At 72.3% G+C, this 14,682-nt stretch carries 15 protein-coding genes; 12 read left to right on the forward strand and 3 right to left on the reverse strand.

Annotated features, from left to right (window positions below; genetic code table 11):
* Nucleotides 1–125: 125 nt before the first annotated feature.
* From CLT71_RS02900 to iolC, 12 genes are all read left to right on the forward strand, one after another.
* Nucleotides 126–887, forward strand: coding sequence for a 5-oxoprolinase subunit PxpA (locus CLT71_RS02900; protein ID WP_101365725.1), 762 nt, complete (start codon nucleotides 126–128; stop codon nucleotides 885–887).
* Nucleotides 888–1,111: 224 nt separating this feature from the next.
* Complete coding sequence (locus tag CLT71_RS02905) at nucleotides 1,112–2,443, forward strand: hypothetical protein (protein ID WP_143743348.1); 1,332 nt, start codon at nucleotides 1,112–1,114, stop codon at nucleotides 2,441–2,443.
* A 127-nt stretch (nucleotides 2,444–2,570) separates the two neighbouring features.
* The gene (locus tag CLT71_RS02910) at nucleotides 2,571–3,836 is read left to right on the forward strand and encodes an ABC transporter substrate-binding protein (RefSeq protein ID WP_101365727.1); all 1,266 of its coding nucleotides are present in this window, start codon (nucleotides 2,571–2,573) and stop codon (nucleotides 3,834–3,836) included.
* Nucleotides 3,837–3,873: 37 nt separating this feature from the next.
* Nucleotides 3,874–4,734 carry a branched-chain amino acid ABC transporter permease gene (locus CLT71_RS02915; RefSeq protein ID WP_101365728.1) on the forward strand — a complete coding sequence of 287 codons (861 nt, stop codon included), beginning with the start codon at nucleotides 3,874–3,876 and terminating at the stop codon, nucleotides 4,732–4,734.
* 22 nt (nucleotides 4,735–4,756) lie between these two features.
* Nucleotides 4,757–5,842, forward strand: a complete 1,086-nt coding sequence (locus tag CLT71_RS02920) for a branched-chain amino acid ABC transporter permease (RefSeq protein WP_101365729.1) — start codon at nucleotides 4,757–4,759, stop codon at nucleotides 5,840–5,842.
* Nucleotides 5,839–6,612 (forward strand): ABC transporter ATP-binding protein, encoded by a 774-nt coding sequence (locus CLT71_RS02925; RefSeq protein WP_199187847.1) that lies wholly within the window; start codon nucleotides 5,839–5,841, stop codon nucleotides 6,610–6,612. Before CLT71_RS02920 ends, CLT71_RS02925 begins: the two co-directional genes overlap by 4 nt.
* Nucleotides 6,613–7,314 (forward strand): ABC transporter ATP-binding protein, encoded by a 702-nt coding sequence (locus CLT71_RS02930; protein ID WP_101365730.1) that lies wholly within the window; start codon nucleotides 6,613–6,615, stop codon nucleotides 7,312–7,314.
* A gap of 26 nt (nucleotides 7,315–7,340) precedes the next feature.
* Nucleotides 7,341–8,015, forward strand: a complete 675-nt coding sequence (gene pxpB, locus CLT71_RS02935; protein WP_101371090.1) for a 5-oxoprolinase subunit PxpB — start codon at nucleotides 7,341–7,343, stop codon at nucleotides 8,013–8,015.
* Nucleotides 8,012–8,926, forward strand: a complete 915-nt coding sequence (locus CLT71_RS02940; protein WP_101365731.1) for a 5-oxoprolinase subunit C family protein — start codon at nucleotides 8,012–8,014, stop codon at nucleotides 8,924–8,926. The genes pxpB and CLT71_RS02940 overlap by 4 nt, the downstream gene beginning before the upstream one ends.
* A 103-nt stretch (nucleotides 8,927–9,029) precedes the next feature.
* On the forward strand, nucleotides 9,030–9,506 hold the full coding sequence (locus CLT71_RS02945; RefSeq protein WP_486483011.1) for a VOC family protein: 477 nt from the start codon (nucleotides 9,030–9,032) through the stop codon (nucleotides 9,504–9,506).
* Between the two features lie 217 nt (nucleotides 9,507–9,723).
* Nucleotides 9,724–10,470, forward strand: coding sequence for a methyltransferase domain-containing protein (locus CLT71_RS02950; RefSeq protein WP_101365733.1), 747 nt, complete (start codon nucleotides 9,724–9,726; stop codon nucleotides 10,468–10,470).
* A gap of 113 nt (nucleotides 10,471–10,583) precedes the next feature.
* The gene (gene iolC, locus CLT71_RS02955; protein WP_486483012.1) at nucleotides 10,584–11,540 is read left to right on the forward strand and encodes a 5-dehydro-2-deoxygluconokinase; all 957 of its coding nucleotides are present in this window, start codon (nucleotides 10,584–10,586) and stop codon (nucleotides 11,538–11,540) included.
* An 84-nt stretch (nucleotides 11,541–11,624) separates the two neighbouring features.
* Here the strand turns inward: iolC and CLT71_RS02960 are convergent, their stop codons facing one another.
* The 3 genes from CLT71_RS02960 to CLT71_RS02970 all read right to left on the reverse strand — a co-directional run bounded on the left by CLT71_RS02960 (nucleotide 11,625) and on the right by CLT71_RS02970 (nucleotide 14,663).
* The gene (locus CLT71_RS02960) at nucleotides 11,625–12,296 is read right to left on the reverse strand and encodes a sulfotransferase (protein WP_101365734.1); all 672 of its coding nucleotides are present in this window, start codon (nucleotides 12,294–12,296) and stop codon (nucleotides 11,625–11,627) included.
* Nucleotides 12,297–12,516: 220 nt separating this feature from the next.
* Nucleotides 12,517–13,569 carry a DUF6807 domain-containing protein gene (locus CLT71_RS02965; protein WP_199187489.1) on the reverse strand — a complete coding sequence of 351 codons (1,053 nt, stop codon included), beginning with the start codon at nucleotides 13,567–13,569 and terminating at the stop codon, nucleotides 12,517–12,519.
* A 14-nt stretch (nucleotides 13,570–13,583) separates the two neighbouring features.
* Nucleotides 13,584–14,663 (reverse strand): Gfo/Idh/MocA family protein, encoded by a 1,080-nt coding sequence (locus CLT71_RS02970; RefSeq protein ID WP_199187490.1) that lies wholly within the window; start codon nucleotides 14,661–14,663, stop codon nucleotides 13,584–13,586.
* Between the last annotated feature and the right edge of the window lie 19 nt (nucleotides 14,664–14,682).

Below are 14,682 nucleotides of genomic sequence, written 5' to 3' on the forward strand. Positions count from 1 at the left end.
CGGGCCCACAATCGAGAGAAGGTCCATGCTTCGACGAGGTTACAAGTCAACATGACCATTGACGGATTGTTCAACAGTCTGCCAACCTGAACCCACGGCGTACCCCACGTCCTCCAGGAGGTGCGATGTCGGTCATCTTCGATCTCAACAGTGACCTCGGTGAGGGCTTCGGCGTCTGGGAGCTGGGCGACGACATGGCACTGCTCTCCGTCGTGACAAGTGCGAACGTCGCCTGCGGCTTCCACGGCGGCGATCCGACGATCATGCGGCGGGTCTGCGCCGAGGCGATCAGCCGGGACGTCTCCATCGGCGCCCACGTCGGCTACCGCGACCTCGCCGGCTTCGGTCGCCGCGCCATCGACATGGAACCCGACCGGCTCTCCGACGACGTGCTCTACCAGCTCGCCGCGCTGGACGGGATCGCCCGCAGCGAGGGTGGTCGGGTCCGCTACGTCAAACCGCACGGTGCGCTCTACAACCGCACCGTCACCGACCAGGCGCAGGCGGCGGCGGTCGTCACCGCCGTCTCCGCGTACGACCCGAGTCTGCCGATCCTCGGCCTGCCCGGCTCACAACTGCTGCGCCAGGCCGCCGAGGTGGGACTCAAGACCGTCCGGGAGGCGTTCGCCGACCGGGGTTACCGGTCCGACGGCAGCCTGGCGAAACGCGGCAGCCCCGGTGCGCTGGTCACCGATCCGGACGCGGTCGCCCGGCGCTGCGTGAAGATGGCCACCACCGGGCAGGTGGCCGCCGTCGACGGCGCCCCGGTGTCGGTACGCGCCCGGTCGATCTGCGTACACAGCGACACCCCGGGGGCGGTGCAACTGGCCCGCCAGGTGCGCACCGCCCTGCAGGAGGCGGGCGTCAGTCTCGCCTCGTTCGTCTGATCCGCCGAGCACCGCCGGCAACACCGCTGGACCGGTGACCGTCGGCCGGGCTGCCACCCGGCCGACGACCACCGGCTCCCGCACCGGACGGCTGCCGCCCGATGCCGCGGGCGGCCGCCCTTCAACCCCCAGTGATGTGCCGACTCCGCCCTCCCGTTGGCCAGAAGACGCGGAAGCGGCACGCTATCGAGGAAAGGTCGAAGATCACCTTGGATGTGCAGAAGTTGACCGAGAGTGTACGTGGCCGGCTCAAGCTGCTCGCCGCCACCGGTATCGGCGCCGCCCTGCTGCTGATGCCGGGCACCGCCGTGGCACAGCCGGCCGGGCAGTCCGGCCCGGCGGGGGAGTGCTACGACCGTGACCGCCCGACGACCTACGAGGAGACCCGGATCGACACCCCGGCCCAGCCGGGCGGGGTGCAGGTGCCGAACACCCTGATCGAGGTTGGCGGCTTCACCCCGTTCGTCACCCGGTTCACCGCCGAACTGTGCGCGCTGCGGTCGGTCAAGGAGGCCGACAGGCTGCTCCGGTCGCGGGGCGCCGAACTGTGGCGTACCGCCGTCGAGCGGGCCCAGGGCAAGCGCTGGATGGGCAGCATCGAGCGGTACGACGACCGCCCGCTCTACTGGTCGCGGCTGACCGGCACCCGTGACCTTCGACAGTGGACACCCAGGTTCCGGCTCACCGACAGCGCCCGGGCGGATCTGCTGAAGACCTTCGAGTACGCCTCCCGGGGCATCTCGTCGACCGACTTCTCCACCAGCCGTTCGGTGACCCGGGTGCTGGTCAGCGGCTTCGACCCGTACCAGCTCAACGGGGAGATCCGCCGATCCAACCCGTCCGGCGCCTCGGCGCTGCAACTGGACGGGCAGGAGTACCGGGTCGGTGACCGGCTGGTGCAGATCCAGGCGGTCTCGCTGCCGGTGACCTGGAGCGGTTTCGACCTCGGTTACGTCGAGGACGCCTTCGGCCCGCACCTGACCCGGAACAGCCGGGAACGCGCCGATCTGATCATGACGATCAGCCAGGGCGGCCGGGCCCGGATGGCCATCGAGCAGTGGGCCGGCGCTTGGCGCGGCGGCAGCCCGGACAACAACAACGAGGGCACCCCGGAACTCGTCCCGCAGGTGAGCAACTGGCCGCAGCCGGCCACCAACCCGGAGTTCATCGAGACGACCCTGCCGTACCAGCAGATGATCGACGCCGGCACCACGCCCTGGCCGACGGCGCTCAACCCGCGGATCTGCGAGTGGACCGGTAACACCCGGCCGGATCCGACCAAGGTCTCCTGCCACGACAACGGCCCCTCGCCGGACGCGCAGGCCCAGGCCGGCGGCGGCGGGAACTACCTCTCCAACGAGAGCATGTACCGGTCGAACCGGCTCCGGCTCGCCCTCGGCGCGACCGACGTCCCCGGCGGACACCTGCACATCTCCTCGCTCGTCTACCCGCAGAACCCGCTGGACATCATCGACCCGCCGTTCGCGTCCGACCGGGCGCAGACCATCGAGCAGACCGTCGCCCTGGTGAAGGCCGCGGGCGCGGCCGTCTCCTGAGTCGTCGGCCGGGCCCGGGGGGCCGGCAACCCCCGGGCCCGGCCGCGCACCTGCCTCCCGAAGACCCCGTTGCGCCCCGATCGGGACGGCGCCGGGCCTTCGCCATCGTCTCCAGAAAGGCCTGACCATGCGCAGGATCACCAGCGGCGCGGCCGCGCTCGTCCTCGCCGCCGCGCTCGCCGGCTGTGGCGGATCCGACGGCGCCGGCGCCACCGACGAGGTCAAACTCGCCGGGCTCTGGCCGCTCAGCGGCCCCAACGCCACCCAGGGCACCGACGTGCTGCACGGTGCCGAACTCGCCGTGGACATCGTCAACAACGACCATCCCGGGCTGGACCTGCCGCTCGGGCCCGGCAAGGGGCTGCCCGGGCTGGGCGGCGCACCGGTGAAGCTGATCACCGGTGACACCCAGGGCAAGCCCGAGGTCGGTGCCGGCGAGGTCGACCGGCTGGTCACCGGCGAGAAGGTCGCCGCGGTGATCGGCTCGTACCAGTCCGGGGTGACGCTCACCGCCAGCCAGCGGGCCGAGCGGCTCGGCGTACCCTTCGTCAACGAGGCTTCCTCGTCGGTGGCGCTCACCGAGCGGGGCCTGAAGTGGTTCTTCCGGACCGGGCCGACCGACGAGACCTTCGCCCGCTCGATGTTCGACTACCTCAAGGCCCGGCAGGCGGCCGGCGCCCAGGTCCGCTCGGTCGGCATCTTCCACAGCAACGACCAGTTCGGCAACGACGGTGCCGGGGTGACCGAGAAGGTCGCCGCCGAGGCCGGCCTGCCGGTCAGCGTCAACGTCGGCTTCGACCCGACCGCGGCCGACCTCGGCTCCCAGGTGGCGCAGGTGCGCGGCAGGAACCCGGACGTGCTCTTCGTGCTCGCCTACACCGACGCGGCGATCAAGCTGATGAAGACGCTGGACCAGTTGGACTACTACCCGCCGGCGCTGCTCGCCTACGGCACCGGCTTCGCCGACCCGGCCTTCGCCACCGGGCTCGGCCCGCTGGCCGACGGCGCCTCCACCCGGGCCGCCTGGTCCGGCGAGATCGCCGCGAAGCGGCCGGCGGCCAAGACCGTGGCGGACCTCTTCCAGCAGCGGTACGGCGCCCCGATGACCGAGAACTCGGCGCGGGCCTTCACCGCGGTGCTGACCCTGGCCCAGGCGATCGACACCGCGAAGTCGGTCGAGCCGGCGAAGATCCGGGACGCGCTGCGCGGGCTGGACGTCCCCGGCGAGCAGACGATCATGCCGTGGACCGGGATCAGGTTCGACGACAAGGGACAGAACACCGGTGCCGCCGGGGTGGTCGAGCAGATGATCGAGGGGAAGTACCGGGTGGTCTTCCCGGCCGACCTCTCCTCGGTCCAGCCGATCTGGCCGATGAACCAGGCCCAGCGGTGAGCCGGCGGACCGGCGGGCGGCCGAGGGGGTCGGCACCATGACCGACCTGCTCCAGTCGGTGGTCAACGGGCTGCTGATCGGCGCGGTCTTCGCGCTGGTGGCGGTCGGGCTGACCCTGATCTACGGCGTGATGGACGTGATCAACTTTGCCCACGGCGAGATGGTCATGCTCGGCATGTACACGTCGTTCTTCGCCTGGTCGCTGCTCGGCCTCGACCCGCTGCTCTCCATCCCGCTCGCCGGGGTGTCGATCGCGCTCACCGGCGCGCTGATGTACTTCGGCGCGGTCGGCCGGGTGCTCGGCAGGTCACCACTCGCCCAGGTGATCGTCACCTTCGGACTACAGGTCTTCCTGCGCGGGCTGGCCCAGTTCCTCTGGACCCCGAACACCCGGACCGTACCCCGGCCCTGGGCCGCCGGGCTGCGTTGGGAGATCGGCCCGGTGGTGATCGGCGGGCCGCAGGTCATCATGGCCGTCGGCGCGCTGCTCGCCACCGGCGCGGTCGCGTACTTCATGAACCGGACCCGGCTCGGCGGCGCCGTACGGGCCGCCGGGGAGGACCCGGCGGCGGCCTCGCTGATGGGCATCGACCCCCGCAGGATGTACGCGCTCTGCTGGGTGATCGCCGGACTGGCCACAGGTGTCGCCGGAGCGCTGCTGATGAACTCCTACTCCGCCTCGCCGACCGCCGGGGTGAGCTTCGTCCTGATGGCCTTCGTGGTGGTCGCGTTCGGCGGCTTCGGCAGCATCACCGGGGCGGCCCTGGCCGGCCTGCTGGTCGGCGTCGCCCAGGGCATCGTCGGGCTGTACGCCCCGAGCTACACCCTCGCCGCCGCGCTCGCCCTCTATCTGGTGGTCGTGCTGGTACGACCGCAGGGACTGCTGGGGACCCGATGACCGATCCGATCGAGGGGGGACGATGAGCGCCCTCACCGTACTGCGCCGGCCGACGCCGACCCGGCCCGGTACCCAGCCGGCCCGTCGACTGCCGTCCTGGGCCACCGCCGCGCTGATCCTGGCGGTACTGGCCGGCTACCCGCTGGTCTTCGCGGACTCGGCGGCACACAACATCGGCATCCTGGCGCTGACCTTCGGGATCGCGGCCACCGGCTGGAACCTGCTCGGCGGCTACACCGGGCAGATCTCCTTCGGGCACGCGCTCTACTTCGGCACCGGCGCCTACACCACCGCGCTGCTGGTCCGGCAGGGCTGGTCACCGTGGCTGGCGATCGGGCTGTCGCTGCCGCTGGCCGCGCTGCTCGCCGCCGCTGTCGGCTGGCCGTGCTTCCGGCTGCGGCACCACTACTACTCGATCGCCACCATCGCGGTCGCCGAGATCGTCTTCATCCTGGTCACCAACGTGCCGGGGCTCGGCCAGGCGAACGGCTGGGAACTGCCGGTCGTCGAGCAGTCGCTGGCCAACCTCCAGTTCTCGTTGCTGGACAAGCGGCCGTACTACTACGTGGCGCTCGGCTTCTTCTGCCTCGCCGCGCTGGCGGTCTGGCTCTTCCTGCGCGGGCGGGCCGGCAACTACGTACGCGCCATCCGGGACGACCAGGAGGCCGCGGCGGCGGTCGGGATCGACGTACACCGCTACAAGCTGGCCGCCGCGGCGCTCTCCGGTGCGATCACCGCGCTGGCCGGCGGTTACTACGTGATGTACGTGCTCTTCGTCGACCCGCCCTCCGGCCTCGGCCTGGACCTGTCGGTGTCGTTCACCCTGATGGCGGTACTCGGCGGGGTCGGCCGGTTCTGGGGGCCGCTGCTCGGTGCCTGGGTGCTGGTCTTCGTCCAGGACGTCACCCGGCAGGAGTTCTCCGGCAGCGGTCGCTCGATCGACCTGCTGCTCTACGGCGCGCTGATCGTGCTGGTCTCGATCACCGAGCCGGGCGGCCTGCTCGCCATCGGGCAGCGGCTCTGGGCGCCGGTCGCCCGGCGGCTGTCCCGCAAGCCTGTCGGGAAAGCCGGTTCGGAACCGGCCGGATCTGCTGAGGTGAAGGCATGACCGCGCGCGAGGAGGCCAGGACCGGGACGCCGCCGGGCTTCCCGAACGGCTCGGCGACGCTGCTGAGGATCGACAATCTCTCCTGCCGGTTCGGCGGCCTCTGGGCCAACCGCGACATCAGCTTCGAAGTGGCGCAGGGAGCGATCGTCGGGCTGATCGGGCCGAACGGCGCCGGCAAGAGCACGCTCTTCTCGATGGTGGCCGGCGCGCAGCGGCCCACCTCCGGCCGGCTGGAGTTCGACGGCCGGGACGTCACCGGCTGGCCGCCGCACCGCGCGGCCCGGGCCGGGGTGGGGCGGACCTTCCAGCTGATGCGGGTCTTCGGCTCGATGAGCGTGCTGGACAACCTCACCACGGCGGCCTTCGCCCGGCATCCCCGGCTGCGCGACGCCCGGCGCCGGGCCGGCGAGGTCGCCGAGCTGACCGGGCTCGGCCCGGTGCTCGACGCGCCGGCCGCGTCGCTCACCGCCGCCTGGAAGAAGCGCCTGGAGATGGGGCGGGCGCTGGCCACCGAGCCGAAGCTGCTCCTGCTCGACGAGGTGCTCTCCGGGCTGACCCCGACCGAGGCGCGTGAGGCGGTCGAGATCGTCCGCGGCATCAACCGGGGCGGCGTCACCATCCTGATGGTGGAACACGTAATGGAGGTCATTATGCCGCTCTGCCACCGGGTGGTGGTGCTGCACTACGGGCAGAAGATCAGCGAGGGTACGCCGGAGCAGGTGGCGCACGACCCGACGGTGGTCGAGGCGTACCTGGGGAAGGCGTTGTAGATGCTCACCGTACGGGATCTGCACGTGGACTATGCCGGGGTCGTCGCGCTCCGCGGTGTCGACCTGCGGGTCGAGGCGGGCGAACTGGTGGCACTCGTCGGCGCCAACGGGGCCGGCAAGAGCACCCTGCTGGCGGCGGTCTCCGGACTGCACCGGCCGGTACGCGGCAGCGTGACCTTCCTCGACGAGGACGTCAGCGGGCTGCCGGCGTACCGGATCGCGCGCCGGGGTGCGGTGCTGGTGCCGGAGGGGCGGCGGCTCTTCGGCCACCAGACGGTGCTGCAGAACCTGCTGCTCGGTGGCTACCATCGCAGCGCCGAGGAGCGGGAGGCCGAACTGACCCGGGTCTACGAACTCTTCCCGGTCCTCGCCGAGCGGTCCGGGCAGCGCGCCGGCACGCTCTCCGGCGGCGAGCAGCAGATGGTGGCGCTCGGCCGGGCGCTGATGAGCCGGCCGAAACTGCTGATGCTGGACGAGCCCTCGCTCGGCATCTCACCGAAGTTCACCAAGATGATCTTCGAGGTGCTCGCCGAGATCCGCCGTACCGGCACCACGATGCTGCTGGTGGAGCAGAACCTGCGGGCCGCGCTGGAACTGGCCGACCGGGCGTACGTGTTGCAGACCGGCGAGGTGGTGATGGCCGGCCCGGCCGACGAACTGGCCGCCTCCGACGAGGTACGCCGCTCGTACCTCGGGCTGTGAGCCGGTACGACGGGACGGATGCGACGGTGCGGATCATTCCGGTGGGGCTGCACGCGCTGCTGGTCGAGGTGGCCGAGCCGGCGCAGACCGCCGCGCTTGTCGCACAGTTGCACCGGTGGCGGGACCGGGGCGAACTGGCCGGCGTGCAGGACGTCGTACCCGGTGAACTCACGGTGCTCGTCGACGGGCTGGACGATCCGGCGGAGCTGGCCGGACGGCTCGCCGGTTGGCGGCCGACCGAGGCCCGCCCGCCGGACGGTCCGCTCGTCGAGATACCGGTCCGGTACGACGGCGCCGACCTGGCCGAGGTCGCCCGGCACTGGGGGGTCGCCGAGCAGGAGGTGGGGCGGATCCACAGCGCCCCCGAATATCGGGTCGCGTTCTGCGGCTTCGCCCCCGGCTTCGGCTACCTGACCGGCCTGCCGGAGCGCTACCACCTGCCCCGGCGCTCGGTACCCCGGACCCGGGTGCCGGCCGGCTCGGTCGCGCTGGCCGGCGGCTACGCCGGGATCTATCCCCGGGACTCGCCCGGCGGCTGGCAACTGCTCGGCAGCACCGACGTTGTCCTGTTCGACCCGGACCGGGAGCCGGTCGCCCTGCTCACCCCGGGCGCCCGGGTCCGCTTCCGGGACGTCGACGCGGTCGGCGGGCGGGCCGGCCGCCCGGACCTGCGGACCCGGCGTGGCGAGTCGTCGGGATGACCGGCGGACGATTCGTCGAGGTGGTCCGGGCCGGCGCGCTCAGCACCGTGCAGGACCTCGGCCGGCCCGGGCACGCGCACCTCGGGGTGCCCCGCTCCGGCGCCCTCGACCTGCCGGCGCACCTGCTGGCGAACCGGCTGGTCGGCAACCCACCCGGCGCCGCGACGATCGAGACGACGGTCACCGGCGTCTCGGTGCGGTTCGGTCGGGCCGGCACCGTCGCGGTGACCGGAGCCTGGGCACCGGTCACAGTGGACGGCCGGCCGGCGAGCTGGGCGGCCCCGGTCCCGGTGCCGGCCGGAGCCCGGGTCGAGGTGTGCGCGGCCCGGCGCGGGCTGCGCAGCTATCTCGCCTTCGCCGGCGGGATCGCGGTACCGCCGGTCCTCGGCAGCCGCTCGACCGACCTGCTCTCCGGACTCGGCCCCGCACCGCTGCGCACCGGGGACCGGCTGCCGCTGGGCGAGCCGCTCGGGCCACCCGCCCCGGTCGACGTCGCCCCGACCGGCATCCTGGCCGAGGAGGTGACCCTGCGGGTGCTGCTCGGCCCCCGCGCCGACTGGTTCACCGACGAGGCGGTACGCCTGCTGGGCAGCGAGTGCTACCGGGTCTCGACCCTCAGCAACCGGATAGGCGTACGCCTGGAGGGGCCGGCGCTACCCCGGCGGATCGGCGGGGAGCTGCGCAGCGAGGGGGTGGTGCTCGGCGCGGTGCAGGTACCGGCGGCCGGCTCGCCGGTGATCTTCCTGGCCGACCATCCGACAATGGGCGGCTACCCGGTGATCGGTGTGCTGCATCCGGACGACCTTCCGCAGGTCGCCCAAGCCGCCCCGGGAAAGCCGGTCCGGTTCCGGATCGTGCCGGATCCGCCACGACGGCGTCCGGGCGTCTCCCGCCACAAGCTGTGGAACTGACCGGGCGCGTCCCGCCACAAGCTGTGGAACTGACCGGGCACGTCCCGTCACAAGCTGCGGGACTGACCGGGCGTGGCGGGCGTGCAGTCAAGATCATGCTTGGATGAAAGGAGAGGCCGGGGCGCACCCCGGCGGAGAGGAGCAGACGATGACCGTGGCCACCCGTCCCGGTTTCCACCTGGCGATCCCGGTCGACGACCTGGCGCGGGCCCGCGCCTTCTACGGCGGGGTGCTCGGCCTCGCCGAGGGGCGGTCGGCGGAGGCGTGGGTCGACTGGGACTTCTACGGCCACCAGGTGGTGACCCACGTCGTACCGGCGGCCCGGCAGGCGGACGCCGGACGCAACCCGGTGGACGGGCACGACGTACCCGTGCCGCACTTCGGGCTCATCCTCCCGATCGACGAGTTCCACGCCCTCGCCGACCGGATCCGGGCCGGCGGAGCCGAGTTCGTGATCGAGCCGTACCTGCGGTTCGCGGGCGAGCCGGGTGAACAGTGGACGATGTTCTTCCGCGACCCGGCCGGCAACGCGCTGGAGTTCAAGGCGTTCCGGGACGAGTCCCAGATCTTCGCCAAGTGAGCCGAAAACGGCGGAACGGGAGCCGAAAACGGCTGGACGGACTGCTGCGGCCGGCCTAGCGTCGGCCACGTCCGTGCGGACACGGACGTGTGAAACCGACGTGTGAAACCGACGTGTGAAGAGGTGCATTTCATGAGGGTCCAGCCCGCCCCGACCGACAACCCGGGGACGACCGCGCCAACCCCCATGACCTCCTCACACGTTAGGAACATCAGAAGTGGACCTACCACGTAGCTTCACCATCCGGGAGAGCAGCCACCGTATCCACAACCCGTTCGACAGCCGCAAGCTGGCCACCCTCGGCGAGGCGCTGCGGCTGCCGCCCGGCACCCGACTGCTCGACCTCGCCTGCGGCTCGGGCGAGTTGCTCTGCGCCTGGGCCCGCGACCACGGCGTCGTCGGCACCGGGGTGGACATCAGCACCGTGTTCCTCGGCCGGGCCGAGGCCCGGGCCGTCGAACTTGGCGTCGCCGACCGGGTCGAGTTCGTGCACGGCGACGCCTCCGGGTACGTTGCCGACACCCCGGTCGACGTCGCCGCCTGCGTCGGCGCCACCTGGATCGGCGGCGGGGTCCCCGGCACCGTAGCGCTGCTGCGGCGCAGCCTCCGCCCCGGCGGGATGATGCTGATCGGCGAGCCGTACTGGCGACGTGAGCCGGTCGACCAGGCCTGTGTCGAGGCGTGCCACGCGACCAGTCGGGACGACTTCCTGCCACTGCCGGAGACCGTCGAACGGTTCGGCGCGCTCGGTGCCGACGTGGTGGAGATGGTCCTCGCCGACCAGGACAGCTGGGACCGCTACGTCGCGGCGCAGTGGCTCAACCTCCGGCGGTGGCTCGACGAGAACCCCGACGACGAGTTGCACGCGCAACTGCGTGCCGAACTCGACTCGGCGCCGGTCCAGCACGTCAGGTACCAGCGGGAGTACCTCGGCTGGGGCGTCTTCGTGCTGATGGACCGCTGACTCCGGGACGGGCCGTGCTCCGCCCGGCGGGGCACGGCCCGTCGGGCGGAGCGGCGCGCCCGGCCGCCGCCGGGATATTGACCGTGCGGTACGCACCGGGGTTACATGATTCGGTGACCTCGTTCGAGGTGGTCAGCATGGGGCGGGTGGGGGTGGACATCTATCCACTCCAGACCGGCACCCGGCTGCCCGACGTCGAGACGTTCGGAAAATTCCTCGGCGGCAGCGCCGCGAACGTCGCGGTGGCGGCGGCCCGGCACGGCCGGCGGGTCGCCCTGGTGACCCGGACCGGCGCGGACCCGTTCGGCGAGTACGTGCACCGCGTGCTGCGCGACGTCGGGGTGGACGACCGCTGGGTGAGCCCGGTCGTCGGGCTGCCGACCCCGGTCAGCTTCTGCGAGATCTTTCCGCCCGACGACTTCCCGATCTACTACTACCGCTACCCGAAGGCGCCGGACCTGGAGATCCGTCCGGAGGAGCTGGACCTGCCCGCGATCCGCGCGGCCGGCGTCTTCTGGTTCACCGGCACCGGGCTCTGCGAGCTGCCGAGCCGGGACGCCCACTTCGCCGCGCTCGGCGCCCGGGGTCGTGCCGCGAACACCGTCTTCGACCTGGACTACCGGCCGGGCTTCTGGTCCTCACCGGCGGAGGCCCGGGCGGCGTTCGAGTCGGCGCTGCGGTACGCCACCGTCGCCGTCGGCAACCTCGACGAGTGCGCCACCGCCGTGGGGGAGCGGGAGGCGTACGCGGCGGCCGAGGCGCTGCTCGCCAGGGGCGTACGGCTGGCGGTGGTGAGACGGGGGCCGGCCGGAGTGCTCGCCCGGACCGCCGACGAGATCGTGGAGGTGCCACCGGTGCCGATCGAGGTGCGAAACGGCCTCGGCACCGGGGCGGCCTTCGGCGGGGCGCTCTGCCACGGGCTGCTCGCCGGATGGCCGCTCGACCGGACCGTCCGGTTCGCCAACGCGGCCGGTGCGCTCGCCGCGTCCCGGCTCGCCCGCTCGACCGCGATGCCGACCAGCGCCGAGGTCGACGAGTTGCTCGCCGAGCCCCGCCACCCGGTCGGCTGACGGTTCAGGGATCGCCGAGCCCCGGCGCCCAATCGGCTGACGGCGCAGGGCTCGCCGCGCTCCGGCGCCCGGTCGGCCGACCGGTCAGGGCTCGCTGCGCAGCCCGGCCGGATCCGCGAGCCGCTCCCGGAACGAGGCCGTCGTGTTCAGCAGCGGAAAGGGTTCGGCCGGTACGTCGACGCCGAGAAACTCGCAGAGCGGCGCCCAGCCCTGTGCCACGTCGAACTCGCCGAGCCGGTCGGCGGGTACGGTGGCGCGCACCTCCGCGAGGTGGTCCGCGTAGACCTTCAGGGCGTGTTCCCGGTCCTCGAACCGGCCGCCGAAGGTACCCTGCCAGATCAGTGCCTCGGTCAGCCTCGGCTGGTCCAGCAACTCCGGGTGGGTCTCGAACGCCTGCCGCAGCCCTGGCGGCGCCGACTCGACGTCGATGCTCCGGCCCTGGTAGATGGTGCTGCGGACGCTTTCGTACCAGCTCTCCGGGTCGCGTACGGTCAGCAGCACCTTCGCCTCGGGATAGGCGTCGATCAGCTCCCGCCAGAAGTACACGCTCGGCCAGTCCACTGTGCACTGGTAGCCGGCGAGCAGCCGTGACCAGTCCACCGACTCGCCCCGGGCGGCCCGCAGCCAGTCACCGATCGTCTCCGGGTGCTCGAACAACTCCGCCATGTGGTGGCATGGGCCGAAGCCGAGCAGTTCCAGCGCCTCCTTCGTCGACCTGGTGCCGGTACGCCCGAAACCCACCCCGATGACCCGCAACTTGCCGCCTCCCTGCCCTGGTCGCCGCCTGTTTCATGCCGTTCCGTCTGCTGGCCCGGCCCGGCCGGGTCCCAGTCAACCGGGTCGGCGGGCCGAGCGGAACAACCGGATGAACGCGATTTCCGCGTCCCGGATGTCGAGGAGCTGACGTCCCGGATGTCGGGGAGCTGACGTCCTGGATGTCGTTGACAACGGTCGGGGATCACCGGTCCCGGCCGGATCAGAGCTCCCCGTCCGGATCGGTCAGCAGCTCTGTCGCGCCGGCCCGGTCGGCCAGCCGGGCACAGCCGGCCGGGTCGCGCTCGCCGTCGGCGACCACGACGTCGTAGCGGAGCCGCAGTTCCGTGCCGGGCGCGAAGGGGTACTCCCGGTCGAAGAACGGGGCCGGGCCGAGGCAGCCGTACGGTTCGGTGCGGACGAACCACCGGGTCGGCGCGCCGGGATTCGTCGGGTCGTCCCGGAAGACGAGCGTCGAGGCGAGGGTCTCGGCCGGCCCCATGCCGTCGTGCCGGCCGGCGAAGCCGAGCCACGGACCCCGCCAGCCCATCAGTTCGTCGGCGCCGACCCCGGCCGGGCTCACCACCCGGCCGCCCCGGAACGAACGCGGCCCCTGCCAGAGCAGGCCGCCGTAGCCGGCGTTCTCCCGCCCCTGGGTGGTCGGGCTGCCGATCGGGATCACCGTGTCGCCGTCGTTGCGCAGTACGGTCTCGAACCGCAGTCGCCACGCGCTCTGGTTGGCCCAGACCGCCACCGCCAGCCGGCGCCGTTCGGAGACGACCCGGCGGCCGTCCCGGGCCACCCAGCGCAGCCGCTCGACCAGCCGGACGGCGTCCGGGTCGCGGCGCAGCGCCGGGAAGTCGACGTGTTCGACCACCCCGATGTTGTCCAGCCTGCGGTATCCCTGGCCGCGCAGATAGGTCGACCCGCCCCAGAAGTTGTCCGGGCCGAAGTTGGAGACGCCGAAGCAGAGTCCCTTGTGCCAGAGGTGGTCGTGCGGCCGGTACAGGCTGACGATGTTGCCGGCGAGGGTGCGCAGCGGGTGGAGGTAGGGGCGCGGCGCCTCCTCCCGGGGCTCCTGCGGGCGGTAGACGTAGTCGAACAGCTCCGCGCCGCGCCAGCCGACCCGCACCGACCGGCCGACATCGTGGTTGACGGTCAGCCCGTTCCCGGCCGGGCCGGCCGCCGCGCCGTGCTCCGGACCGGCCCCGGCGGGCAGCGGCGGACGGGCCGACGGAACGGGTACGGGCGCCGGAGGCGTTGCCGGCGCGGGCACCAGTGGACCACCGTTCACCATCGCGGACCGTCCCCCTGCATCCGCCGGTAGAACGGCGAGTTCTCGTCCAGCTCGTCCGGGCGTACCGGTCTGCGGGTGAACGCCGACGCGTACACCCCGGCGACCAGTCGCATCGTCCGCCGGGTCTCCGCGGAGGTGACCGGGGGAGGGGTACCGGCGCGCAGGCACCGGAGCACCTGCGCGAACTGTGCCCGGTGGCTGCTGCGTACCCCGGCCGCACCGGTCCGCCAGGCGGCGAGCACCTCCTCGGCGTACTCCGGTGCCGGGGTGATCCGCCAGTCGTCGTCGCCGTACCCGTACAGGTGGGTCAGCTCGACCGTGGCCCGCTCGAAGTCGAACCGCAGGTAGCTCTCCTCGCGGATCGACAGCAGGCTGTTCACCACGCTCGCCACCGCCCCGTTGGCGAAGCTGACGTGGGCCATGCTCAGATCCTCGGTCTCGGATCGCCGGGCCTGCTGCCGGGCCAGGGCGGAGACCTCGGTCCAGTCGCCGAGGATCGCGCAGAGCAGATCCATCTGGTGGATGCCGTGCCCCATCGTCGGCCCGCCACCCTCGGTGTCCCAGCGCCCCCGCCATGCCACGTCGAAGTAGGACTGCGGGCGGAACCAGGTGGTGTGGCAGACCGCTACCAGCGGCCGGCCCAGCACTCCGGCGTCGAGCAGGGCGCGCAGCCGCAGCGCGCCGGTGCCGAACCGGTGCTGGAAGACGGTGGCCAGCGCCGTCCCGTGTCGCTGCTCCGCCTCGGCCAGCTCGTCCAGCTCGCCGAGGTTGAGCGTCGGTGGCTTCTCCACCAGCACGTTGGCACCGACCCGCAGGCAGGCCAGGGCCAGCTCGTGGTGTACGCCGGGCGGGGTGCAGAGGTGCACCAGCTCCGGTCGTTCCTTCTCCAGCAGGCTGGCCAGGTCGGGATGCCGGGCCGGTACGTCGTATTGGTCGCAGAACGCCGACAGCCGGCCGGCGTCGGTGTCGACGGCGCCGACGAGACGTACCTCGTCGCCGAGCTGCCGCAGCGCCTCGGCGTGCAGGCGGGCGATGTTTCCGGTCCCGACCACGGCGGCGCGGATGGGTTCCACAGGGGTGCTCCTTAGCGTG

It is taken from the genome of Plantactinospora sp. CNZ320, from assembly GCF_002846275.1.

Bases quoted from the DNA above. Each gene is read 5' to 3' on its own strand.
- CLT71_RS02930 (WP_101365730.1), top strand. From the start codon at position 6,613: ATGCTCACCGTACGGGATCTGCACGTGGACTATGCCGGGGTCGTCGCG.
- CLT71_RS02940 (WP_101365731.1), top strand. From the start codon at position 8,012: ATGACCGGCGGACGATTCGTCGAGGTGGTCCGGGCCGGCGCGCTCAGC.
- CLT71_RS02915 (WP_101365728.1), top strand. From the start codon at position 3,874: ATGACCGACCTGCTCCAGTCGGTGGTCAACGGGCTGCTGATCGGCGCG.
- CLT71_RS02945 (WP_486483011.1), top strand. From the start codon at position 9,030: ATGAAAGGAGAGGCCGGGGCGCACCCCGGCGGAGAGGAGCAGACGATG.
- CLT71_RS02910 (WP_101365727.1), top strand. From the start codon at position 2,571: ATGCGCAGGATCACCAGCGGCGCGGCCGCGCTCGTCCTCGCCGCCGCG.
- CLT71_RS02925 (WP_199187847.1), top strand. From the start codon at position 5,839: ATGACCGCGCGCGAGGAGGCCAGGACCGGGACGCCGCCGGGCTTCCCG.
- CLT71_RS02920 (WP_101365729.1), top strand. From the start codon at position 4,757: ATGAGCGCCCTCACCGTACTGCGCCGGCCGACGCCGACCCGGCCCGGT.
- CLT71_RS02900 (WP_101365725.1), top strand. From the start codon at position 126: ATGTCGGTCATCTTCGATCTCAACAGTGACCTCGGTGAGGGCTTCGGC.